This is a genomic window from Pseudomonas putida, from assembly GCF_002025705.1.
Lineage (GTDB): Bacteria > Pseudomonadota > Gammaproteobacteria > Pseudomonadales > Pseudomonadaceae > Aquipseudomonas > Aquipseudomonas putida_J.
In genome coordinates this window covers 1,002,061-1,022,580 of sequence record NZ_CP018846.1, presented here as the reverse complement: position 1 = coordinate 1,022,580, position 20,520 = coordinate 1,002,061, and the positions used below count along the sequence as shown (strand labels likewise).

General features: G+C 64.0%; 21 protein-coding genes. 11 read left to right on the top strand and 10 right to left on the bottom strand.

The genetic code is table 11. The features are described from left to right. Nucleotides 1-7: 7 nt before the first annotated feature. Complete coding sequence (locus BUQ73_RS04705; RefSeq protein WP_079226872.1) at nucleotides 8-1,078, bottom strand: DUF2066 domain-containing protein; 1,071 nt, start codon at nucleotides 1,076-1,078, stop codon at nucleotides 8-10. Nucleotides 1,079-1,331: 253 nt separating this feature from the next. On the opposite strand from BUQ73_RS04705, the gene purM reads away from it, so the two are divergent. The 4 genes from purM (at nucleotide 1,332) to BUQ73_RS04685 (ending at nucleotide 4,271) form a co-directional block, all read left to right on the top strand. Then, a complete protein-coding gene (gene purM, locus BUQ73_RS04700) occupies nucleotides 1,332-2,390 on the top strand; it encodes a phosphoribosylformylglycinamidine cyclo-ligase (RefSeq protein ID WP_027918086.1) in 1,059 nt (352 codons plus the stop codon). Then, nucleotides 2,390-3,043, top strand: coding sequence for a phosphoribosylglycinamide formyltransferase (gene purN / locus BUQ73_RS04695; protein ID WP_079226871.1), 654 nt, complete (start codon nucleotides 2,390-2,392; stop codon nucleotides 3,041-3,043). Before purM ends, purN begins: the two co-directional genes overlap by 1 nt. An 8-nt stretch (nucleotides 3,044-3,051) precedes the next feature. Further along, nucleotides 3,052-3,762 (top strand): DUF3108 domain-containing protein, encoded by a 711-nt coding sequence (locus BUQ73_RS04690; RefSeq protein ID WP_079226870.1) that lies wholly within the window; start codon nucleotides 3,052-3,054, stop codon nucleotides 3,760-3,762. Nucleotides 3,763-4,088: 326 nt separating this feature from the next. Continuing rightward, entirely contained in the window at nucleotides 4,089-4,271 is a 183-nt protein-coding gene (locus BUQ73_RS04685) for a hypothetical protein (protein ID WP_012270943.1), read from the top strand. A gap of 58 nt (nucleotides 4,272-4,329) precedes the next feature. Here BUQ73_RS04685 and BUQ73_RS04680 read toward each other — a convergent pair whose 3' ends face one another. The 7 genes from BUQ73_RS04680 to BUQ73_RS04650 all read right to left on the bottom strand — a co-directional run bounded on the left by BUQ73_RS04680 (nucleotide 4,330) and on the right by BUQ73_RS04650 (nucleotide 12,701). Further along, nucleotides 4,330-4,869, bottom strand: coding sequence for a DUF2058 domain-containing protein (locus BUQ73_RS04680; protein ID WP_079226869.1), 540 nt, complete (start codon nucleotides 4,867-4,869; stop codon nucleotides 4,330-4,332). Nucleotides 4,870-4,895: 26 nt separating this feature from the next. Beyond that, complete coding sequence (gene mazG / locus BUQ73_RS04675; RefSeq protein ID WP_079226868.1) at nucleotides 4,896-5,729, bottom strand: nucleoside triphosphate pyrophosphohydrolase; 834 nt, start codon at nucleotides 5,727-5,729, stop codon at nucleotides 4,896-4,898. Between the two features lie 125 nt (nucleotides 5,730-5,854). After that, the gene (gene relA, locus BUQ73_RS04670) at nucleotides 5,855-8,095 is read right to left on the bottom strand and encodes a GTP diphosphokinase (RefSeq protein ID WP_079226867.1); all 2,241 of its coding nucleotides are present in this window, start codon (nucleotides 8,093-8,095) and stop codon (nucleotides 5,855-5,857) included. A gap of 96 nt (nucleotides 8,096-8,191) precedes the next feature. After that, a complete protein-coding gene (rlmD, locus tag BUQ73_RS04665) occupies nucleotides 8,192-9,550 on the bottom strand; it encodes a 23S rRNA (uracil(1939)-C(5))-methyltransferase RlmD (protein ID WP_079226866.1) in 1,359 nt (452 codons plus the stop codon). Next, complete coding sequence (cysM, locus tag BUQ73_RS04660; protein ID WP_079226865.1) at nucleotides 9,551-10,450, bottom strand: cysteine synthase CysM; 900 nt, start codon at nucleotides 10,448-10,450, stop codon at nucleotides 9,551-9,553. A 94-nt stretch (nucleotides 10,451-10,544) separates the two neighbouring features. After that, on the bottom strand, nucleotides 10,545-11,981 hold the full coding sequence (locus tag BUQ73_RS04655; protein ID WP_079226864.1) for a sensor histidine kinase: 1,437 nt from the start codon (nucleotides 11,979-11,981) through the stop codon (nucleotides 10,545-10,547). A gap of 3 nt (nucleotides 11,982-11,984) precedes the next feature. Beyond that, nucleotides 11,985-12,701: a response regulator transcription factor gene (locus tag BUQ73_RS04650; RefSeq protein ID WP_079226863.1), complete on the bottom strand. Its 717-nt coding sequence runs from the start codon at nucleotides 12,699-12,701 to the stop codon at nucleotides 11,985-11,987. Nucleotides 12,702-12,894: 193 nt separating this feature from the next. Here BUQ73_RS04650 and BUQ73_RS04645 point away from each other — a divergent pair, with 193 nt between their 5' ends. The 4 genes from BUQ73_RS04645 (at nucleotide 12,895) to BUQ73_RS04630 (ending at nucleotide 17,798) form a co-directional block, all read left to right on the top strand. Beyond that, the gene (locus BUQ73_RS04645) at nucleotides 12,895-15,654 is read left to right on the top strand and encodes a response regulator (protein ID WP_079226862.1); all 2,760 of its coding nucleotides are present in this window, start codon (nucleotides 12,895-12,897) and stop codon (nucleotides 15,652-15,654) included. Between the two features lie 284 nt (nucleotides 15,655-15,938). Next, nucleotides 15,939-16,928 (top strand): 2-hydroxyacid dehydrogenase, encoded by a 990-nt coding sequence (locus BUQ73_RS04640; protein ID WP_079226861.1) that lies wholly within the window; start codon nucleotides 15,939-15,941, stop codon nucleotides 16,926-16,928. A gap of 31 nt (nucleotides 16,929-16,959) precedes the next feature. Next, nucleotides 16,960-17,397, top strand: coding sequence for a hypothetical protein (locus BUQ73_RS04635; protein ID WP_079226860.1), 438 nt, complete (start codon nucleotides 16,960-16,962; stop codon nucleotides 17,395-17,397). Then, nucleotides 17,394-17,798, top strand: a complete 405-nt coding sequence (locus BUQ73_RS04630) for an META domain-containing protein (protein WP_027918072.1) — start codon at nucleotides 17,394-17,396, stop codon at nucleotides 17,796-17,798. The genes BUQ73_RS04635 and BUQ73_RS04630 overlap by 4 nt, the downstream gene beginning before the upstream one ends. 34 nt (nucleotides 17,799-17,832) lie before the next feature. Here the strand turns inward: BUQ73_RS04630 and BUQ73_RS04625 are convergent, their stop codons facing one another. Next, entirely contained in the window at nucleotides 17,833-18,297 is a 465-nt protein-coding gene (locus BUQ73_RS04625) for a TlpA disulfide reductase family protein (protein WP_079226859.1), read from the bottom strand. 85 nt (nucleotides 18,298-18,382) lie between these two features. Between BUQ73_RS04625 and arsC the strand changes: the two genes are divergently transcribed. From arsC to BUQ73_RS04610, 3 genes are read left to right on the top strand one after another with little or no spacing between them, the layout of a single operon-like run. Next, entirely contained in the window at nucleotides 18,383-18,736 is a 354-nt protein-coding gene (gene arsC, locus BUQ73_RS04620) for an arsenate reductase (glutaredoxin) (protein WP_027918070.1), read from the top strand. After that, complete coding sequence (gene wrbA, locus BUQ73_RS04615; protein WP_016501124.1) at nucleotides 18,733-19,338, top strand: NAD(P)H:quinone oxidoreductase; 606 nt, start codon at nucleotides 18,733-18,735, stop codon at nucleotides 19,336-19,338. The genes arsC and wrbA overlap by 4 nt, the downstream gene beginning before the upstream one ends. Beyond that, complete coding sequence (locus BUQ73_RS04610; RefSeq protein WP_079226858.1) at nucleotides 19,331-19,744, top strand: DUF2069 domain-containing protein; 414 nt, start codon at nucleotides 19,331-19,333, stop codon at nucleotides 19,742-19,744. Before wrbA ends, BUQ73_RS04610 begins: the two co-directional genes overlap by 8 nt. A 101-nt stretch (nucleotides 19,745-19,845) precedes the next feature. Here BUQ73_RS04610 and BUQ73_RS04605 read toward each other — a convergent pair whose 3' ends face one another. Continuing rightward, nucleotides 19,846-20,517: a DNA-3-methyladenine glycosylase I gene (locus BUQ73_RS04605; RefSeq protein WP_027918068.1), complete on the bottom strand. Its 672-nt coding sequence runs from the start codon at nucleotides 20,515-20,517 to the stop codon at nucleotides 19,846-19,848. Nucleotides 20,518-20,520 lie beyond the last annotated feature (3 nt).

Sequence of the window (20,520 nt, the reverse complement as noted above, 5' to 3'; positions counted from 1 at the left end):
GGCCCCTTTACCAACGGAATCGCAGGCCGTCGAACGGCTTGGTCGAGGCAGGTGCAGGCGTTGCTGGCTGGCCTGGCGCAGCCCCAGCGCCGGGCGCGGGTGTGACCGGGGCAGACGGCACCTGCTCGACCGGCACCTCCTGCAGCTTGGCCAGGCCCAGCTGCGCACGCAGTTGCTCGCGATTGCCAGTGACCGCGTAGGTCAACGTGCCACCCTCGGCCATCTGCAGGCGGGGGCCGTAGGGCTCCAGCACACGGCTCAGCTCGGCATACCGCCGCAGGTTCATGCCTTGCACCTGCAACTGCAACTGGCTGCTGGCACCGGCCTTGATCACGTAGCGCGGGGCCAGGCGGCTGCTGACCGCCAGCATGACAGCGTCCGCCAGGGCAGCCTGGTCAGCGCCCTCGGCGTTACCCTGCTCACGCTGGTCGCCTAGCCACAGCTGCCATTTACCTTGCCATTTGCCATCGGCTTCCTGGGCGTGCACCGCCAGCAAGGCATCGGCGCCGTAGCGCTCTGCGGCATTGCGCAGCGCCGCCGGGTCGTTGCCTTCGAGCTGCTTGGCGTTGGCCACCAGTTGTTCCTGGAGGTCAGCCAGCGGCAGGCGCAGCGGCAAGCCTCGGTGTTGAGCAGCACGGCGCAGCGGCTGGGCGCTGGCCTGGCCGTCACCGACCAGGTTGCTGCCTTCGGCGCTGTCGTTGAGCCACCAGCCGAGGATGGATGGCCGGTTACTGCCCCACAGCGCCAGGCCAGCCTTGCGCAGGGCACGCTCAGTACTGCCGGGGTCGAATTCGACCAGTACCGATTCCGGCGGCCCGGCTTCGGTACCGACCTGGTTGATGATCTGTTGCGGGTCCTTGCGCAGCCCGGCCAGCGCCGGGTTCTGCACCGCCTTGGGGTCGCCGGTCAGGCGCAGCACCAAGGTATCGAGGGCCTTGGCAGTGGCCGCGGAACGGGCTTCGGCGCCCTGCCCCTCGACCGGCTCGCGCACCTGATAAAGCCCGGAGACGGTTTCGGCCTGCGCGGTGACACTGGCCAGCACGAGACAGCCTGCCGCCAGAAAGTTGAGAAGTCGCATGGGGATTCCTGTCCGGTTGCGCATGAAGCATGTGCCTGCAGCTTATACAGAAGGCGGCGTATCAACCACCCGCACACCTTTTTCAGCAATTAACCGCCCTGCCCGTCGGCCTGAGGATGGCCGCTGCACGGCAACCCTGATAAAATCGCGCGCCTTCACAGACCACTGACGTTTCAGGCAGCCGCCGCTTCCCAGCCGGCCTTGGCCGTCATGGTCGTTTTTACGAATCCCTCCCTCTTAAAGGCCTGGATCAATGAGCAAGCAACCCTCCCTGAGCTACAAGGACGCCGGTGTAGACATCGACGCCGGCGAAGCACTGGTCGAACGCATCAAGGGCGTGGCAAAACGCACCGCACGCCCTGAAGTCATGGGTGGCCTGGGTGGCTTCGGCGCCCTCTGCGAGATCCCGGCCGGCTACAAGCAGCCGGTGCTGGTCTCCGGCACCGACGGCGTCGGCACCAAGCTGCGCCTGGCGCTGAACCTGAACAAGCACGACAGCATCGGCCAGGACCTGGTCGCCATGTGCGTCAACGACCTGGTGGTCTGCGGCGCAGAGCCGCTGTTCTTCCTCGACTACTACGCCACCGGCAAGCTGAACGTCGACGTCGCCGCCACCGTGGTTACCGGCATCGGCGCCGGCTGCGAACTGGCTGGCTGCTCCCTGGTTGGCGGCGAAACCGCCGAAATGCCGGGCATGTACGAAGGCGAAGATTACGACCTGGCCGGCTTCTGCGTCGGCGTGGTGGAAAAGGCCGAGATCATCGACGGCTCCAAGGTTGCCACCGGTGACGCGCTGATCGCCCTGCCATCCTCCGGCCCGCACTCCAATGGCTATTCGCTGATCCGCAAGATCCTCGAAGTGTCCGGCACCGACATCGAAAACACCCAGCTCGACGGCAAACCGCTGACCGACCTGCTGATGGCGCCGACCCGCATCTACGTCAAGCCACTGCTGCAACTGATCAAGAATACCGGCGCAGTCAAGGCCATGGCCCACATCACCGGTGGCGGCCTGCTGGACAACATCCCGCGCGTACTGCCGAAAAATGCCCAGGCCGTGGTTGACGTGGCCAGCTGGCAGCGCCCGGCGGTGTTCGACTTCCTGCAGGAAAAAGGCAACGTCGACGAGCACGAAATGCACCGCGTCCTGAACTGCGGCGTCGGCATGGTCATCTGCGTTGCCCAGGACCAGGTCGAAGCTGCCCTGAACGAACTGCGCGCCGCCGGTGAGCAGCCTTGGGTCATCGGCCACATCGCCGAAGCCGCCGAAGGCGCCGCCCAGGTCGAACTGCAGAACCTCAAGGCACACTGATGCCGAGCAAGCCCTGCAATGTAGTGGTACTGCTGTCGGGTTCCGGCAGCAACCTGCAAGCCTTGATCGACAGTTGCCGCGCGCAGGACAGCCAGGTGCGCATCGCCGCGGTGGTTTCCAACCGCGCCGATGCCTATGGCCTGCAACGGGCCCAGGCGGTCGGTATCGACACCCTGGTGCTCGACCACACCCAGTTCGACGGTCGTGAAGCCTTCGATGCCGCGCTGATGGCGCGCATCGACGGCTTTGCCCCGGACCTGGTGGTGCTGGCCGGTTTCATGCGCATCCTCAGTGGCGACTTCGTGCGCCACTACCAGGGCCGTCTGCTCAACATCCACCCGTCGTTGCTGCCCCGCTACAAGGGCCTGCATACCCATCGCCGGGCACTGGAGGCAGGCGACGCCGAACATGGCTGCAGCGTCCACTTCGTCACCGAGGAACTCGATGGCGGGCCTCTGGTCGTACAGGCTGTGGTACCGGTGCTGTCTGACGACACGGTGGAAAGCCTGGCCCAAAGGGTCCACCATCAGGAACACCAGATCTACCCGCTGGCGGTGCACTGGTTTGCCCAAGGGCGCTTGCGCCTGGGTGAACAGGGTGCCTTACTGGATGACCAACCGCTGCCGGCCAGTGGTCACTTGATCCGACCCTAGGAGAATTTATGCGTCGCGCCCTGCTATTGGCTCTCGCTGTGCTCGCCCTGCCTCTCCAGGCAGCTGACCTGAAGCCGTTCTCGGCCAGCTACACCGCTGACTGGAAGCAGCTGCCCATGAGCGGCACTGCCGAACGCAGCCTGGTCAAGAATGCCAACGGTACCTGGGACCTTAATTTCAAGGCTTCCATGATGATCGCCAGCCTGACCGAGCAAAGCACCCTGCGCCTGGACAACGATACCCTGCTGCCGCAGAAGTACCACTTCGAGCGCGGCGGCCTGGGCAAGGCCAAGACCGTCGACCTGACCTTCGACTGGAACGCCAAGAAGATCACCGGCACCGACCGCAAGGACCCGATCAGCCTGCCGCTCAACCGCGGTGTGCTGGACAAATCGTCCTACCAGCTGGCCCTGCAGCACGATGTGGCAGCCGGCAAGAAAAGCATGACTTACCAGGTGGTCGACGGGGACGAGATCGACAACTATGACTTCCGCGTGCTCGGTACCGAGAAGATCACCACCAAGACCGGCCAGGTCGAGGCGGTGAAGGTCGAGCGTGTGCGTGCCCCAAGCCAGAACAAGCGCGTCACCGAGCTGTGGTTCGCCAAGGACTGGGACTACCTGCTGGTGCAGTTGCGCCAGGTCGAGACCGATGGCAAGGAGTACGTGATCGTGCTGCAGGAAGGCACGGTTGATGGCAAGACGGTGAAGGGTAACTGATCCGCTAAAGCCCGTAATATCCGGAGCCCCGCCAGTGCGGGGCTTTTTTGTGCCCGGATGATGCCCTTGTAGGAGCGGCCTCGTGTCGCGAATGGGCTGCGCAGCAGCCCCGGCAATCTTGTGACAGAGCCGAGATCCTGGGGCCGCTGCGCGCCCCTTTCCGACCGGTCCGGCGCCCCGGCAAGGCCGCTCCTACAAAGTTGACCGCATTCCGGTCTTCATGAAACTTGTTTCATGCCCGTTTTATTTACTTAGCCTGCTAACAAACTCTATAAAGGGGTTGTGCGACACAGTGTCGCAGCCAACTCAAGCAGTGGAGTTTAACGATGACAGTCCAAGTAACCGAACGCGACGAATCGAAAATGTCCCACGAAGGCCTGGCCGCTGGCGTGCGGATCTGGGATGTGCACCAACAAGGCCAGCTGGTAGGTATGTTCCACAATGAACATGAAGCTCACCAGTACCGGGTGGAGCTCGAAGACCTGGAAAACCAGCGCACCACACAATGACCCATGCACTCACACAGTCTTCCAATAAAAAACCCCGCCAAGGCGGGGTTTTTCGTGTTTACCACATCAGATCGTCCGGGATCTTGTAGGCCGCGTACGGATCGTCCTCGTCGGCCTCCTCGACATGGGTATTGAGCAGCAGGATGCGGTTCGGGTCGCGTTCCTGAATTTTCACCGCCGCCTCGCGCGGGATCACTTCGTAGCCACCGGCATGCGACACGATGGCCAGCGCGCCATTGCTCAGGCGGGTGCGCATCAAGGCGTTGACGGCAATGCGCTTGACCTTCTTGTCGTCGACGAAGTTGTAATAGTCCTCGGTGGTCAGCTTGGGCAGGCGGGTGGCTTCGATCAACTGCTTGATCTGCGCCGCACGGGCCTTCTGCTCGGCCTTTTCCTGCTGCTGGCGATTGAGCTCCTGGTCACGCTTGGCCTTCTCGGCCATGGCTTCCTTGGCGATGCGCTGCTGGCTGTCGTCGACTTCGACCTGGCCCTTGTGCTCCAGGCGTTTTTGTTTCTTCTCGGCTTTGTTGGTCTGCGAGACCTGTTTCTGGTTGACCAGACCGGCTTTGAGCAATTGGTCGCGAAGGGAAAGGCTCATGAATGTTCACTCACTTATGCAACAGCTCAGCCGCAGCTGGGCAGGTTCTTTTCCTGACGTTTGGCTTCGCCCCAGAGGGCGTCCAGCTCGTCAAGGTTACAATTTTCAATCGGCCGGCCGCTGTCGCGCAATGCCTGCTCAATGAAGCGGAAACGCCGCTCGAACTTGCGGTTGGCGCGGCGCAGGGCGTTTTCGGGGTCTTGCTTGAGGTGGCGAGCCAGGTTCACAGCGGCAAACAGCAGGTCGCCGACTTCATCCTCAAGGGCGTCGGCATCGTTGTCGGCCATGGCCTGCAACACTTCGTCGAGCTCCTCGCGCACCTTGTCCAGCACCGGCAGCGCCGCTGGCCAGTCGAAACCGACGGTGGCCGCGCGCTTCTGCAGTTTGGCCGCCCGCGACAGCGCCGGCAATGCCGCCGGCACGTCATCGAGCAACGACAGTTGTTCAGGGGGGCTTTTCTCGGCGCGTTCCTCGGCCTTGATCTCCTCCCAGCGTGACTTGACCTGGGCCTCGTTCAGGCTGGGCGTGTCCAGCGGCGCGTACAGCTCGCCTGTGGGGAATACGTGGGGGTGGCGGCGGATCAGCTTGCGGGTGATGCTGTCGACCACGCCGTCGAATTCGAAACGCCCTTCTTCCCGGGCCAGCTGGCTGTAGTAGACCACCTGGAACAAGAGGTCGCCGAGCTCGCCCTGCAGGTGCTCGAAATCGCCGCGCTCGATAGTATCGGCGACTTCGTACGCCTCTTCGATGGTGTGCGGGACGATACTCGCGTAATTCTGCTTGAGGTCCCATGGGCAGCCGTACTGCGGGTCACGCAGGCGGGCCATGAGGTGCAGCAGGTCTTCGAGGGTGTAGGTCATTTAAGCAGGTCCTTCGGTGGCGCCTTCTTCGCGGGTGAACCCGCTCCCACAGGGATTTGTGCAAGTCTGAAGATGTGCACTGTACCTGTGGGAGCGGGCTTGCCCGCTAATCAGGCGCCGCGGTCTCAAGGCGTACGGTTACGCCGCGTCTCGATGATGTTAGGCAACTGCGAAATCCGCCCCAGCAAGCGCCCCAGCGCATCCAGGCCCGGAATCTCAATGGTCAGCGACATCAGCGCGGTGTTGTCTTCCTTGTTCGAGCGGGTGTTGACCGCCAGCACGTTGATCTTCTCGTTCAGCAGCACCTGCGACACGTCGCGCAGCAGCCCTGGGCGGTCGTAGGCGCGGATGACGATGTCGACCGGGTAGGTCTGCACCGGGATCGGCCCCCAGCTCACCTGGATCATGCGCTCCGGCTCGCGCCCGGCCAGCTGCAGCGCCGAGGCGCAGTCCTGGCGGTGGATGCTGACGCCGCGGCCCTGAGTGATGTAGCCGACAATGGCATCGCCCGGCAGCGGCTGACAGCAGCCGGCCATCTGCGTAAGCAGGTTGCCGACGCCCTGGATCTGGATGTCGCCACGCTTGCCGGTACGCGGGCCGGTGGGCTTGCGCGGCACCAGTTCGATCTGCTCGATGCGCTCGGGCTCGAGCAACTGCTGGGCGGCGTTGACCAGGTGCGCCAGGCGCAGGTCACCGGCACCGAGCGAGGCGAACATGTCCTCGGCGGTCTTGACGTTGGTCTTCTCGGCCAAGCGTTCGAAGTCCACCTGCGGCAGCCCCAGGCGGCTGAGCTCGCGCTCGAGCAAGGTCTTGCCGGCAGCGACGTTCTGGTCACGCGCCTGCAGCTTGAACCAGTGGACGATCTTGGCACGCGCCCGCGAAGTGGTGACGTAGCCCAGGTTGGAGTTCAGCCAGTCACGGCTCGGGTTGCCGTGCTTGCTGGTGATGATCTCCACCTGCTCGCCGGTCTGCAGGCTGTAGTTGAGCGGCACGATGCGCCCGTTGATCTTGGCGCCACGGCAGTTGTGGCCGATTTCGGTGTGCACGCGGTAGGCGAAGTCCAGCGGTGTGGCACCCTTTGGCAGGTCGATGGCGTGGCCATCCGGGGTGAACACATAGACCCGGTCCGGTTCGATATCGACCCGCAGCTGCTCGGCCAGGCCACCGATATCGCCCAGCTCTTCATGCCATTCGAGCACCTGGCGCAGCCAGGAGATCTTCTCTTCGTAGTGGTTGGAACTTGGCTTGACGTCGGTGCCTTTGTAACGCCAGTGGGCGCAGACGCCGAGCTCGGCTTCCTCGTGCATGCCGTGGGTACGGATCTGCACTTCCAGCACCTTGCCCTCGGGGCCGATCACCGCAGTGTGCAGCGAGCGATAGCCGTTTTCCTTGGGGTTGGCGATGTAGTCGTCGAACTCCTTGGGGATGTGCCGCCACAGGGTGTGCACGATGCCCAGTGCGGTATAGCAGTCACGCACCTCCGGCACCAGCACGCGCACCGCACGCACGTCGTAGATCTGGCTGAATTCCAGGCCTTTGCGCTGCATCTTGCGCCAGATCGAATAGATGTGTTTCGCCCGGCCGCTGATGTCGGCCTTGACCCCAGTGGCCAGCAGCTCGTTCTGCAGCTGGTTCATCACATCGCTGATGAAGCGCTCACGGTCCAGCCGGCGCTCGTGCAGCAGCTTGGCGATCTGCTTGTACTGGTCAGGCTCCAGGTAGCGGAAGGACAGGTCTTCCAGCTCCCATTTGATGTGGCCGATGCCCAGCCGGTGGGCCAGCGGCGCATAGATGTCGAACACCTCGCGCGCCACGCGCAGGCGTTTTTCGTCATCGGCAGATTTTACCGCCCGGATCGCACAGGTACGCTCGGCCAGCTTGATCAGCGCCACGCGCACGTCGTCGACCATGGCCACGAGCATCTTGCGCAGGTTCTCGACCTGCGCCTGCGAGCCCAGCACCAGCGACTGCCGCGGGCTGAGGCTGGCGCTGATGGCGGCCATGCGCAGCACGCCGTCGATCAGCTTGGACACCACCGGGCCGAAGCGCTGGCCGACTTCGGCCAGGGTCACCTTGCCTTCACGCACCGAGCGATAGATCACCGCCGCGACCAACGAATCCTGGTCGAGCTTGAGGTCGGCGAGGATTTCGGCGATCTCAAGGCCAGCCTGATAACTGGACGTACCATCGGCCCATGAATGCTTGGCCGGGTTGCCCTTCTTTTCGATTTCCTGGGTGAACTCGCAAGCCTCTTTCAGCGCCACGCGATCCAGTGCCGAATCGACGCTCACCACGTGATCCAGCCATGCTTCGAGATTGATACTGCCGTCTGTGTTGACCGGCTGGTGCACTCTCACCTGTACCATCTTTGTTTTACCTTTCCATACAGCGCACCACACGGGTGCACTGGCTATCACCGTGCAGCTTCGCTTCCGTGGAAGCCGCACCAAGGGGCCAGCCTGCTAGCCCGCTTCGAATAACGCCATGGCTTCGACATGCGCCGTCTGAGGAAACATGTCGAGAATCCCGGCCCTTTTTAACCGGTACCCCTGGCCGACCAGCACCTGGGCGTCTCGCGCCAGCGTGGCCGGGTTGCACGATACATACACCAAGCGCTTGGCGTTGAGGCGGGCGATGCCTTGCACCACCTCGTATGCACCGTCGCGCGGTGGATCCAAGAGTACCGCAGAAAAGCCTTCGGCGGCCCATCCGGCGCCTGCCAAAGGCTGCGATAAATCGGCCTGAAAAAACGCGGCGTTATGCACATCGTTGTTTCGGGCATTGGCCGCGGCCCGATCGACCATGGCCTGCACACCTTCCACCGCCACTACTTCACGTGCCTGGCGGGCGAGCGGCAGGGCGAAGTTGCCCAGGCCGCAGAACAGGTCCAGTACGCGCTCGTCAGCCTGTGGTGCGAGCCAGGCCAGGGCCTGCTCGATCATCGCCGTATTGACCTGGGCGTTGACCTGGACGAAGTCGCCCGGGCGCCAGGCCAGTTCGAGCTGCCAAGGCTCCAGGGCAAAGCCCAGTTTCGCCTCGGCATCCACTGGTGCCGGCTCACCCTCGCCTTGCAGCCAGAGCTGCGCCCTGGCCTCGTCGCAGAACGCCTGCAGGCGCGCCAGGTCGTCGGCTGGCAGCGGTGCCACATGACGTACCAGCACGGCTTCGGCGGTACCACTGAACAGCTCCACGTGACCGATCGCTTGCGGCTTGGCCAACGAACGCAGCACAGTCGGCAAGTGGCGAAGAATAGATTGCAAAGGCTGTACCAGCACGGCGCAGTCATCTATGGCGACAATTTCCTGGCTGGCTTCAGCGCGGAAGCCGACATCCAGGTGCTTGTCCTTGACGTCCCAGCGCACTGCCACCCGCGCCCGGCGCCGGTAGCCGAATTCCGGCCCGCTGAGGGGCGCGGCCCATTCTTCGGGTTGCACGCCGGCCACCCGTTGCAGCTGTTCCGCCAGGGTGCGCTGCTTGAGTGCCAGCTGGGCATCGTGGGGCAGGTGTTGCAGGTTGCAGCCGCCGCAACGCTCGTAGTGACGGCACGGCGCCTGGCGGCGTTCGGGGCTGGCTTGCAGCACCCGCTCCAGGCGCGCCTCGACGACTTTGCCACGGGCATTGAGCACGCGCGCTTCGACCGCTTCACCGGCCAGGGCGCCACTGACGAACCAGGTGCGCCCGTCGAGGAAGGCGATGCCGCGGCCGTCACCGGCCAGGCGCTCGATATCCAGGCGCTGTTTCTTGCCCACGGGGACCTGGGGTGTGCGGTTGCCGCCGGCTGGCTGGAAGCGCAGGCCGCTGTTGCTTTTTTTCTTGGACATTTAGCTCGGGTCGAACAGGCCGGTGGACAGGTAGCGGTCGCCGCGGTCACAGATGATCGCGACCATCACGGCGTTTTCGACTTCGCGGGACAGGCGCAGCATGGCTGCCACCGCACCACCGGAAGACACACCACAGAAAATGCCCTCTTCGCGAGCGAGGCGGCGGGTGGTGTCTTCTGCTTCCTGCTGGGACATGTCCATCACGCGGTCGACACGCGTGGCATCGAAGATCTTCGGCAGGTACTCCTCGGGCCAGCGACGGATACCCGGGATGGCCGAGCCTTCCATCGGCTGCAAGCCGACGATCTGCACATTGGGGTTCTGCTCCTTGAGGTACTGCGAGCAGCCCATGATGGTGCCGGTAGTGCCCATGGAGCTGACGAAATGGGTAATGGTGCCCTGGGTCTGCTGCCAGATTTCCGGGCCGGTGCTGTTGTAGTGGGCGATCGGGTTGTCGCCATTGGCAAACTGATCCAGGACCAGGCCGCGGCCTTCGGCCTGCAGCTTCTCGGCGAGGTCGCGGGCGCCTTCCATGCCCTCTTCCTTGGTCACCAGAATCAGCTCGGCGCCGTAGGCGGTCATCGCGGCCTTGCGTTCGGCGGTAGAGTTGTCAGGCATGATCAGGATCATCTTGTAACCCTTGATCGCAGCCGCCATCGCCAAGGCAATGCCGGTGTTGCCGGAGGTGGCTTCGATCAGGGTGTCACCTGGCTTGATCTGGCCGCGCAGTTCGGCGCGAGTGATCATCGACAGTGCCGGGCGGTCCTTCACCGAGCCGGCGGGATTGTTACCTTCGAGCTTGAGCAGGAGGGTGTTGCTGGTTTCGCCAGCGATGCGCTGCAGGCGAACCAGAGGCGTATTGCCGACGCAATCGGCGATGGTTGGGTACTGCAAGGTCATGGCGTATTTCACAATCCGGACGGCAGGGGTGCCTATCATACCGGCAAACCCCTTCTGGCCATATCACGCAATCTGTGGTCGCTATAGCTACAAGCTATAACGGCGCCGCCTGCTTTGCGGGCAAGCCTGCTTCCACACGGACAGCGCCGCTCTCAAGCACAGTGTTGTACCTGTGGGGCAAAGAGCCCGGCACATGAGTCGGCAAGCGCATGCACAGGCGCAGCCCGCGCTTGCCATTCTCCGCCCACAGTGTGCCGCCCTGGCGCTGAATGGCGCTGCGAGCAATGCTCAGCCCCAGGCCAAATCCGCCATCCCCCGGCCGTGAGCCATCGAGCCGGGAGAACGGTGCAAAGATCCGCTCCAGATGCTCATCGGCCACACCACCGCCCTCATCTTCCAGCCACAAACGCCAATACCCGCCCTCGCGCTGCCCGCCGAGTCGCACCAGGCCGTTTTCCGGCGAATGGCGGATGGCATTGCGCAGTATGTTCTCCAAGGCCTGGGCCAGGTGATTGAGGTTGCCCTGCACCCAGCAAGTACCCGGCAGCTCGCAGCGCAACCGCTCGGGCGACCAGCCGCTTTCGTAGCTGGCGTCTTCGCTCAGCAGGTCCCACAGCGCCTGAACCTGGATCGGCTCAAGGTTCATCGGCGCCCGTTCGGCATCCTGCCAGGCCAGTTGCAGCGTGTTCTCGACCAACTGCTGCATGCCGTCCACTTCGCGGCTCAGGCGCTCACGCAGACGCGCAAGGTCGGTCTCGCCATCGCAGGCCACGCGCAGACGGCTGAGCGGAGTGCGCATTTCATGGGACAGGTCGCGCAGCAACTGCTGCTGCATCATCACAGTGCCTTGCAGCCGCTCGGCCATCTGATCGAAGGCACGGGCCAGTTCGCCCAGCTCGTCGTGCCGGGCCGTGGTACGGGAATCCAGGCGTGCGCAAAGCTGGTCGGCACGCCAGGCATTGGCCTGCTCGCGCAGCTGATTGAGCGGGACGATCAACATGCGGTACAGACCGACGCACAGCAGCAAGGTGAACAGGCCGGGGATGATGCCATTGGTGATGATCTGCCAGAACACCCGATAGTGGCCAGGATTGAGCCGATGCGGCAGCTCGATCACCAGCATGCCCTGCTCCGGCGCACCGGGGAACGGAATGCGCAACCACGGCTGGTCGACACTGCGCCGGCTCATGGGCCAGTCGACACCACGCAGGCGGGTGAGACGTTGCATGATCTCGGGGCCGAGCATGGCACTGTCGAGGGGCCGCAGGTTGAGGTCGAGCACACCGACCCAGCCGTGTTCGCGCTGGTGCATCGCCGCCACCCAGCGGTCCAGCCCCTCGCGCCCACCGCCGCGCCAGGCTTTTTCTGCCTCGCTGGCATAGTCGCGCAGTACCTGGCGGGCCGGCTCGTCGAGAAAGGCGTTCTGGGTTTCCATATGCCGGCCCCAGGTGTAGCTCAGGCCAATCATCAACAGGCAGAAGCCCACCAGCAGGATGGCAAGCTTCCAGAACAGCGAATGGCGATCAAGCATGGCTTACTCCGCTTCGCCGACGCTGAGTACGTACCCTTTGCCCCACACGGTGCGGATCTGCCGCTCGTGGTAGCCAATACCTTTGAGCTTGCGGCGTATCTGGCTGACGTGCATGTCGAGGCTGCGGTCGTGCCGCGAATAGCCACGTTGCAGCACCTGTTGGTAAAGGAAGGGCTTGCTCAACATTTCATCGGCATTGCGGTAGAGGATGTCGAACAGGCGGTATTCGCTGGGAGTCATGCCGGCTGGCTGGCCACCCAGGCTGACATCACACAGCCCTTCGTCGAAGTGCAACTCGCTTCCGGCAGCCTCCAGCGGAGGCAGATGACGACGCTCAAGGGCAACCCGGCGCAGGATCGCTTCAATGCGCACCTGCAGCTCGGCCATGCTGAAGGGTTTGGGCAGGTAGTCGTCGGCACCACGCTGGAAGCCGCTGATACGATCGGCCTCGGCGCCCAGCGCCGACATCAGGATGACCGGCGTGGCGCTGCGCTGACGCAGCCGTGCAAGGGCGTCCAGGCCATTGAGGCCTGGTAGCAGGATGTCCATCAGTACCACATCGAAAGCCTGCCGACCGGCCGCCTCCAGGCCCTCCAGCCCATTGCGGCACCAGGTCACATGAAAACCGCCACGCTGCAACTCTTCGTGCAGATAGGCACCCAGGACCGGATCGTCCTCGATGGCCAGGATGCGGGAGGCGTAATTAGTTACAGGATTCATTGGCAACTGCCATCCATTCTCAGTTGCGCAATTATTGTGCATGCTCACCGTCCAGGCAACCGCCCTGCGACCAACGCCTTGGCCAGGTAACGAAATGACATGCAAAGAGTGCATTAGCGCAGCCAGCGGAGTAACTTTCCGCTTTGTTCCGTCGCGCTGACGACGGCGTCCAGGCACATCACAGGAGGCGAGTGTGCTCGATCGTTTGGGAATCAGAAGCCGCGTGCTGCTGCTGGCGCTGCTGCCGGCCAGCCTGATGGCGCTGGTGCTGGGCAGCTATTTCACCTGGCTGCAGCAAGACGAGTTGCGCACCCAGCTGCTGCAGCGCGGCAAGATGCTCGCCGAGCAGTTGGCACCGCTGGCCGCACCGGCCCTGGCACGGCAGACGCCTGCCCAGCTGGAGCGGATCGCCGCGCAGACCCTGGAGCAGGCCGACGTGCGCGCAGTGGCCTTCCTCGCCCCCGACCGCAGCCGTCTGGCCCACGCCGGCCCGAGCATGATCAACCAGGCCCCCAGTGGCGGCACCGGCACGCAGTTGCTGCAGCGCACCGGCAACGATGCTACCCGCTACCTGATGCCGGTGTTCGGCCACCATCGCGACCTGGCCACCGATGCCGTACCGGCCGAGGCCGAGCGCCTGCTCGGCTGGGTCGAGATCGAGTTGTCCCACGACGGCACATTGCTGCGCGGCTATCGCAACCTGTTCACCAGCGTGCTGCTGATCCTCGCCTGCCTGGCCCTCAGCGGCCTGCTGGCAATGCGCATGAGCCGCACCATCAATGACCCGATCGCCCGCATCAAGCATGCGGTCAACCAGCTCAAGGACGGCCACCTCGACGAACGCCTGCCGGCCTTGGGCAGCCATGAACTGGACGAACTGGCCCGCGGCATCAACCGCATGGCCGAGACCCTGCACGGGGCCCACGAGGAACTGCAACACAGCATCGACCAAGCCACCGAGGATGTCCGCCAGAACCTCGAAACCATCGAAATCCAGAACATCGAGCTGGACATGGCGCGCAAGGAGGCCCTGGAGGCCAGCCGCATCAAGTCGGAGTTCCTGGCCAACATGAGCCACGAAATCCGCACCCCGCTCAATGGCATCCTTGGCTTCACCCACCTGCTGCAGAAGAGCGAGATGACCCCACGGCAGCTGGACTACCTGAGCACCATCGAAAAGTCTGCCGATAACCTGCTGGGGATCATCAACGAGATCCTCGACTTCTCCAAGATCGAAGCCGGCAAGCTGGTGCTCGACAGCATCCCGTTCAACTTGCGCGACCTGGTTCAGGACACCCTGACCATCCTCGCCCCCGCCGCCCACGCCAAACAGCTCGAACTGCTCAGCCTGATCTACCGCGACACGCCATCGTCGCTGGTCGGTGACCCGCTGCGGCTGAAGCAGATCCTCACCAACCTGGTGAGCAACGCAATCAAGTTCACCCGTGAAGGCACCATCGTCGTCCGGGCCATGCTCGATGACGAACAGGAAGACAGCGCCCAGTTGCGCATCAGCGTGCAGGACACCGGTATCGGCCTGTCGCCGCAGGACGTGCGCACCCTGTTCCAGGCATTCAGCCAGGCAGACAACTCGCTGGCTCGCCAGCCCGGTGGTACAGGCCTGGGGTTGGTGATTTCCAAGCGCCTGATCGAGCAGATGGGCGGTGAGATCGGCGTCGACAGCACGCCGGGGGAAGGCTCGCAGTTCTGGATCAGCCTGAGCCTGCCCAAGGCTCATGACGATATCGAGGCGCAATCGCTGCAACCGTTGCTCGGCCGCAGAGCGGCAATCGTCGATGGCCATGAGCTGGCGCGCCAGGCCCTGGAGCATCAACTCGAAGATTGCGGCCTGAGCGTCAGCCTGTTCGCCTCCTACGACCAGTTGCTGCAGGGTGTGCAGGCGGGCTTCCAGGCCGGCATGCCGTTCGAGTTCGCAGTGCTCGGTGCCAACCTGGGCACGCTTTCGCCAGAGCAGCTTGGCCAGTACAACCAGCAGCTGGAGCGTTTGCGCTGCCAGTGCGTGGTGCTGTGCCCGACCACCGAGCAGGCGCTGTACCACCCCTACCTGCCTAACAGCCATGGTCAGTTGCTGTCCAAACCGACCTGCACGCGCAAGTTGCGCCGCCTGCTGCTGGAGCTTGTGCAACCGCGCCGGCCACTGGCCGAGCCGGGGCTTGCCAACAGCAACCAGCGCCGGGCGAAGGTACTGTGCGTCGACGACAATGCAGCCAACCTGCTGCTGGTACAGACGCTGCTCGAAGACCTGGGCGCCGAAGTGCTGGCGGTCGACAACGGCTATGCCGCCGTACAGGCGGTGCAGGCGGAGCCCTTCGATCTGGTGCTGATGGATGTGCAGATGCCTGGCATGGACGGGCGCGCCTGCACCGAACAGATCCGTCTGTGGGAAAAGACCCAAAGTGGCAGCCCGCTGCCGATCGTCGCTCTGACCGCACATGCCATGGCCAACGAGAAACGCGCCCTGTTGCACAGCGGCATGGACGACTACCTGACCAAACCGATCAGCGAACGGCAGCTGGCCCAGGTGGTGATGAAATGGACGGGGTTGAGCCTGGGCGCGTCGCCGCTGGAGCAGGCCAGCGAGCAGCATGGCGACAGCCATGAGCTGCCGGTGCTGGACCCGGACGAAGGCCTGCGTCTGGCCGCCGGCAAGCCGGACCTGGCTGCCGACATGCTGGCCATGCTGCTGGCGTCGCTGGAAAGTGACCGCCAGGCGATTCGCGCCGCACGCGAGGCGGATGACAGCGAGACACTGATCGAGCAGGTGCACCGGCTCAACGGTGCCTCGCGTTATTGCGGCGTGCCCCAGCTGCGCGCGGCCTGCCAGCGCAGCGAGACCCTGCTCAAGCAGGAAAGCCCGCAGGCACAGCAGGCGCTGGATGAACTGGATGCGGCGATCAACCGGTTGGCGGCGCAGGCGCGGTTGAGTGCCTGATTTGAGCGTTTTAGCGCCTGTGAGATCGAGCGCCGCCCGCGCGGCGCATCGCGGATAAATCCGCTCCTACATTTTTTGCAACGTGCCGAAGCGGTTACGCCATGGTTGCCAGCCCTGGCGCAAGGCTTGAGCCCTACAAATGGCTGACAACCATGGCCTTACAGGCATGGCCACGTTGCAACAAATGTAGGAGCGGATTTATCCGCGATGCGCCGTGCGGACGGCGCTCGATCTCGCAGGCGCCACACAACCCAAGACATGCACCACAAAGGAAACCCCTCACCATGCGCGTTCTGTTGTTCAGCAGCCAGCACTACGACCAGGAAAGCTTCACCCGGGCAACTGGCGACAGCGCCCTGGACCTGCACTTCCAGCCCACCCGCCTGACCCTCGACACTGCCGCCCTGGCGCAAGGCTACGAGGTCGTCTGCGCCTTCATCAACGATGAGCTCGACGCCCAGGTGCTGCAGCGCCTGGCCGATGGCGGCACACGGCTGATCGCCCTGCGCTCCGCCGGCTACAACCATGTCGACCTGGCGGCGGCGCAGCGCCTTGGCCTGGCGGTGGTGCGCGTGCCGGCCTATTCGCCGCATGCCGTGGCCGAGCACGCCGTGGCCCTGATCCTGGCGCTCAACCGCCGCCTGCACCGCGCCTACAACCGCACCCGCGAAGGTGACTTCACCCTGCACGGGCTGACCGGCTTCGACCTGCATGGCAAGACTGTTGGCGTGGTCGGCACGGGCCAGATCGGCGCTGCCTTCGCCCGTATCATGGCCGGTTTCGGCTGCCAGCTGCTGGCGTACGACCCCTACCCCAACCCGGAGCTGCTGGCCCTGGGGGCCCGCTACCTGGACCTGCCCGAATTGCTGCGCGAGGCGCGGATCATCAGCCTGCACTGCCCCCTGACCGACCACACCCGGCACCTGATCAATGCGCAAAGCCTGAGCCAATTGCAGCCGGGCGCAATGCTGATCAACACCGGCCGCGGTGCACTGGTCGACACCCCAGCACTGATCGACGCCCTGAAAAGCGGCCAGCTCGGCTACCTGGGCCTGGACGTCTATGAAGAGGAAGCCCAACTGTTCTTCGAGGACCGTTCCGACTTGCCACTGCAGGATGATGTGCTGGCACGGCTGCTGACCTTCCCCAACGTGATCATCACCGCCCACCAGGCATTCCTGACCCGTGAGGCACTGGACGCAATCGCCGCCACCACCCTGGACAACATCATCCGCTGGGCGGCGGGTAATCCGCAGAATCTGGTCAGCGGTTGATGCTAGGATACGCGGCATTTCTGGAGGACCCATGGTCGAACACGATTTCCGCTACACCCTTTTCAACCCGCAACACACCCTGATCGAGTGCCGTGCCCTGGTTCCTGGCCGTTATCAGGTCACCGGCAACGGCGGCTCGATGCACAAAGGCGACGTCCTGATCGTGACCCTCAAGGGCAGCAAGGACCTGGCCATGCGCCTGACCGTGGAAAGCGTACGGCACCTGATCAACCCACGCGGCCAGTGGGTTGCCGTGGCCAGCGGCCCGGTGTTCAACGAGCTGGAGATTCTCACCTGGAAGGTCGAGTGCGACAGCTGCGACGCGGTGCTGGACTTCGAGTTCGCCGTCGACGCCAAACTCGGCAAGGCGGCCCGTCAGCCGGCTGCCAGCGCCCGCATCGCCGAACTGGGCTGGGCCAGCCGTGGCGACAAGCACCTGTGCCCGCGTTGCCAGGAGAGCGCCGAGTGAAGAATCTGCTGACCGGCGCGCTGATTGCCACCGGCCTGCTCGGCTGTGCCGCCGAACCTTCAAAGCTGCAGCAGGAACGCAGCTACGTGCTGGAATGGATCGGCGAGCGTCCGCTGATCGACTACAGCCACCTGACCCTGACCCTGGCCAGCGATGGTCGCGCCTACGGCAACGCCGGCTGCAACCACTGGTTTGCGCCGTATACGCTGGACGGTGAGCACCTGAGCTTCGGCAAGGTCGGCAAGACCCGCAAGCTGTGTGCACCGGCGTTGATGGAACAGGAAAAGCACTTCCTGCAGGCGCTGGAGACCGTGCAGCGCTGGGACGTTTCGCCCATCGAACAGATGCGCTTCTGGCCGGCCGAAGGCAAGCCGCTGCGCTTCTGGCCTGAGGAAGGCTGAAGATCTTTGAGGCCGCACAGCGGCCCCAAATGCATCAGGCGCCTTTCAGAGCCTTGATCTTGGCCTGCAACCCTTCCAGGGTTTGCTCGCCCATCAATTGCTCACGCACCTTGCCCTTGTCGTCGATGATGTAGGTAACCGGCAGCGCCTCGCTGCGTGGCAGGTCATAGCGCTCTGCCGGGTCCTGGGCCAGCACGGTGAAGCCGATGCCCAAGGCCTGGGCCGCCTGTTTCAGCTCTGGGCCCTGCAGGCCATCGAAGTTCACCCCGACCACCTTGATACCATCGGCCGCCCACTGCTTGGCCGCCTGGTTCAGTTCAGGTACCTCGGTTCGGCACGGGCCGCACCATTCGGCCCAGTAATTGAGCACTACCCAGTGCCCGTCGATCTGTTCCGCCTTTACCGTCTTGCCATCTTGGTCCACGCCGTAATCGGCACCGCAACCACCGAGCAACAGGCTCGCGGTGATGGCCAGTACTGCTGCCAGACGCCTTGCCATGGGTCAATCCTTCTCGAAGTTTCAAGCAAATAGGTCAGTCGCTGCGGTTAGAATAGCCGCCACACCCAGCTGGATGCGACCCGACATGACTGACTTGACGCTCTATCATAACCCGCGCTGCTCAAAATCCCGCGGCGCGCTGGAACTGCTCGAACAACGCGGCCTGGCTCCGACCATCGTGCGCTACCTCGAAACCCCGCCCGACGCCGCCACGCTCAAGGCCCTGCTCGGCAAGCTGGGCATCGCTCCACGCCAACTGCTGCGCAGCGGTGAAGACGAATACAAGGCCCTCGACCTGGCCAACCCGGCGTTGACCGACACGCAACTGATCGACGCCATGGTCCAGCACCCCAAGCTGATCGAACGGCCGATCCTGATCGCCGGTGACAAAGCCGTCATCGGCCGCCCGCCAGAGAAGGTGCTGGAGATCCTGCCGTGAGCGCGCCGTACATCCTGGTGCTGTATTACAGCCGCCACGGCTCGACCAGCGAAATGGCCCGGCACATTGCCCGCGGCATCGAACTGGCCGGCATGGAAGCGCGCCTGCGCACGGTACCGGCGATTTCCACCGAATGCGAAGCAGTCGCCCCGGACATCCCGGCCAGCGGCGCGCTGTACGCCACCCTCGACGACCTGCGCCACTGCGCCGGCCTGGTGCTGGGCAGCCCGACCCGCTTCGGCAACATGGCCGCACCGCTGAAGTACTTCCTCGATGGCACCAGCAGCCTGTGGCTGGGTGGCGAGTTGGTCGGCAAACCGGCCGGCGTGTTTACTTCCACCGCCAGCCTGCACGGCGGCCAGGAGACTACCCTGCTGTCGATGATGCTGCCGCTGATGCACCACGGCATGCTGGTGATGGGCCTGCCGTACAGTGAATCGGCATTGCTGGAAACCCGTGGCGGTGGCACCCCTTACGGCGCCAGCCACCATGCCGGCGCCGATGGCAAGCGTGAACTGGACCAACACGAAATCGCTTTGTGCCGTGCCCTTGGCCAACGCCTGGCGACCACAGCCAAGGCCCTGGAGGCTGCGCGTGGCTAAAAAGCCCAAGGTGCTGCCGCCATTGGAATGGCTGGCGCCGCGCCTGCGCCTGACGCGGGCGTTGAGCCTGGCACTGTTCTTCGGCCTGATGGCCTTGTTGGTGGTGAACAATGTGTGGTTCGCCAACCTGCATGGTGCGCGGGTCGAAGTGATCCTGGCGATCGAGCTGGTGCCACTGCTGTTGCTGCTGCCGGGCATGCTGATGGGCAGCGCCCGGGCGCATGCCTGGACCTGCTTCGTGGTGAATATCTATTTCATCAAGGGCGTGCTGGCGGCGTTCGATCCGGCGCGTGCGGTGTTTGGCTGGGTTGAAGTGCTGGTGAGCCTGGGGCTGTTCATTGCCGGGTTGCTGTATGTGCGCTGGAAGTTCCAGTTCGAACGGCGCATGGCGGGCGAAGGGAGTTAACTTCTTCGCGGGTAAACCCGCTCCCACAAGTACAGCACAGACCTCAAGTGCGGCGCGGTCCCTGTGGGAGCGGGTTTACCCGCGAAGAGTCCAGACAGGACTCAATGGTTGACGGTATGCGCCAGCATCACCGACAACTGGCACAGCGGTCGCCCGCTTTCCTCGTGCCACTGATTGAACGCCTGCTGCACCAGGGCCAGGTCACGCTGGCTGGTCGGCTGCTTGTCGATCACCTTCTGGGCAATCAGCGCGGCGGCCATGTCGTCGGTGGGGATGAACGTGTCTTTGCCAACCATGCGCAGGAAGCGCGGCGCCGACAACCCACCCAGCTGGTTGCCATGCTTGGCCAGGTACTTCCACAGCCCGACGATATCGGTCACCGGCCAGTCGGCGATGAACGCACCGAAACTGCCCTTCTCCTTCGCCACGTCGAGGATCATCTGCGCATTGCGCGGTACGCTCTTGAGCTTGCCCAGGTGGCGGATGATGCGCTCGTCATGCATCAGCCGCTCCAGGTGCTCGGCGCCCATCAGCACCACCTTTTCCGGGTCGAAGCCGAAGAATACCTGCTCGAACGCCGGCCACTTGGCATCCACCAGGCTGTGCTTGAGCCCGGCGCGGAACACGCGCAGGGCCAAGGTCGACAGGTAGCGGTCATCAGCGATTTCGCGCAACTGCGCCGGCGTACGCGGCTGCGGCAGGAAGGCTTCCAGCGCCTGGGCCGAGCCGAAGCGGTTCAGGCAGTACTCGTGCAGCCACTGGTAATCGCGCATGGC

What these genes read in the sequence shown, in the direction of transcription:
- BUQ73_RS04705 (WP_079226872.1), bottom strand. Translation starts at nt 1,078, where the DNA reads ATGCGACTTCTCAACTTTCTGGCGGCAGGCTGTCTCGTGCTGGCCAGT.
- purM (WP_027918086.1), top strand. Translation starts at nt 1,332, where the DNA reads ATGAGCAAGCAACCCTCCCTGAGCTACAAGGACGCCGGTGTAGACATC.
- purN (WP_079226871.1), top strand. Translation starts at nt 2,390, where the DNA reads ATGCCGAGCAAGCCCTGCAATGTAGTGGTACTGCTGTCGGGTTCCGGC.
- BUQ73_RS04690 (WP_079226870.1), top strand. Translation starts at nt 3,052, where the DNA reads ATGCGTCGCGCCCTGCTATTGGCTCTCGCTGTGCTCGCCCTGCCTCTC.
- BUQ73_RS04685 (WP_012270943.1), top strand. Translation starts at nt 4,089, where the DNA reads ATGACAGTCCAAGTAACCGAACGCGACGAATCGAAAATGTCCCACGAA.
- BUQ73_RS04680 (WP_079226869.1), bottom strand. Translation starts at nt 4,869, where the DNA reads ATGAGCCTTTCCCTTCGCGACCAATTGCTCAAAGCCGGTCTGGTCAAC.
- mazG (WP_079226868.1), bottom strand. Translation starts at nt 5,729, where the DNA reads ATGACCTACACCCTCGAAGACCTGCTGCACCTCATGGCCCGCCTGCGT.
- relA (WP_079226867.1), bottom strand. Translation starts at nt 8,095, where the DNA reads ATGGTACAGGTGAGAGTGCACCAGCCGGTCAACACAGACGGCAGTATC.
- rlmD (WP_079226866.1), bottom strand. Translation starts at nt 9,550, where the DNA reads ATGTCCAAGAAAAAAAGCAACAGCGGCCTGCGCTTCCAGCCAGCCGGC.
- cysM (WP_079226865.1), bottom strand. Translation starts at nt 10,450, where the DNA reads ATGACCTTGCAGTACCCAACCATCGCCGATTGCGTCGGCAATACGCCT.
- BUQ73_RS04655 (WP_079226864.1), bottom strand. Translation starts at nt 11,981, where the DNA reads ATGCTTGATCGCCATTCGCTGTTCTGGAAGCTTGCCATCCTGCTGGTG.
- BUQ73_RS04650 (WP_079226863.1), bottom strand. Translation starts at nt 12,701, where the DNA reads ATGAATCCTGTAACTAATTACGCCTCCCGCATCCTGGCCATCGAGGAC.
- BUQ73_RS04640 (WP_079226861.1), top strand. Translation starts at nt 15,939, where the DNA reads ATGCGCGTTCTGTTGTTCAGCAGCCAGCACTACGACCAGGAAAGCTTC.
- BUQ73_RS04635 (WP_079226860.1), top strand. Translation starts at nt 16,960, where the DNA reads ATGGTCGAACACGATTTCCGCTACACCCTTTTCAACCCGCAACACACC.
- BUQ73_RS04625 (WP_079226859.1), bottom strand. Translation starts at nt 18,297, where the DNA reads ATGGCAAGGCGTCTGGCAGCAGTACTGGCCATCACCGCGAGCCTGTTG.
- arsC (WP_027918070.1), top strand. Translation starts at nt 18,383, where the DNA reads ATGACTGACTTGACGCTCTATCATAACCCGCGCTGCTCAAAATCCCGC.
- BUQ73_RS04605 (WP_027918068.1), bottom strand. Translation starts at nt 20,517, where the DNA reads ATGCGCGATTACCAGTGGCTGCACGAGTACTGCCTGAACCGCTTCGGC.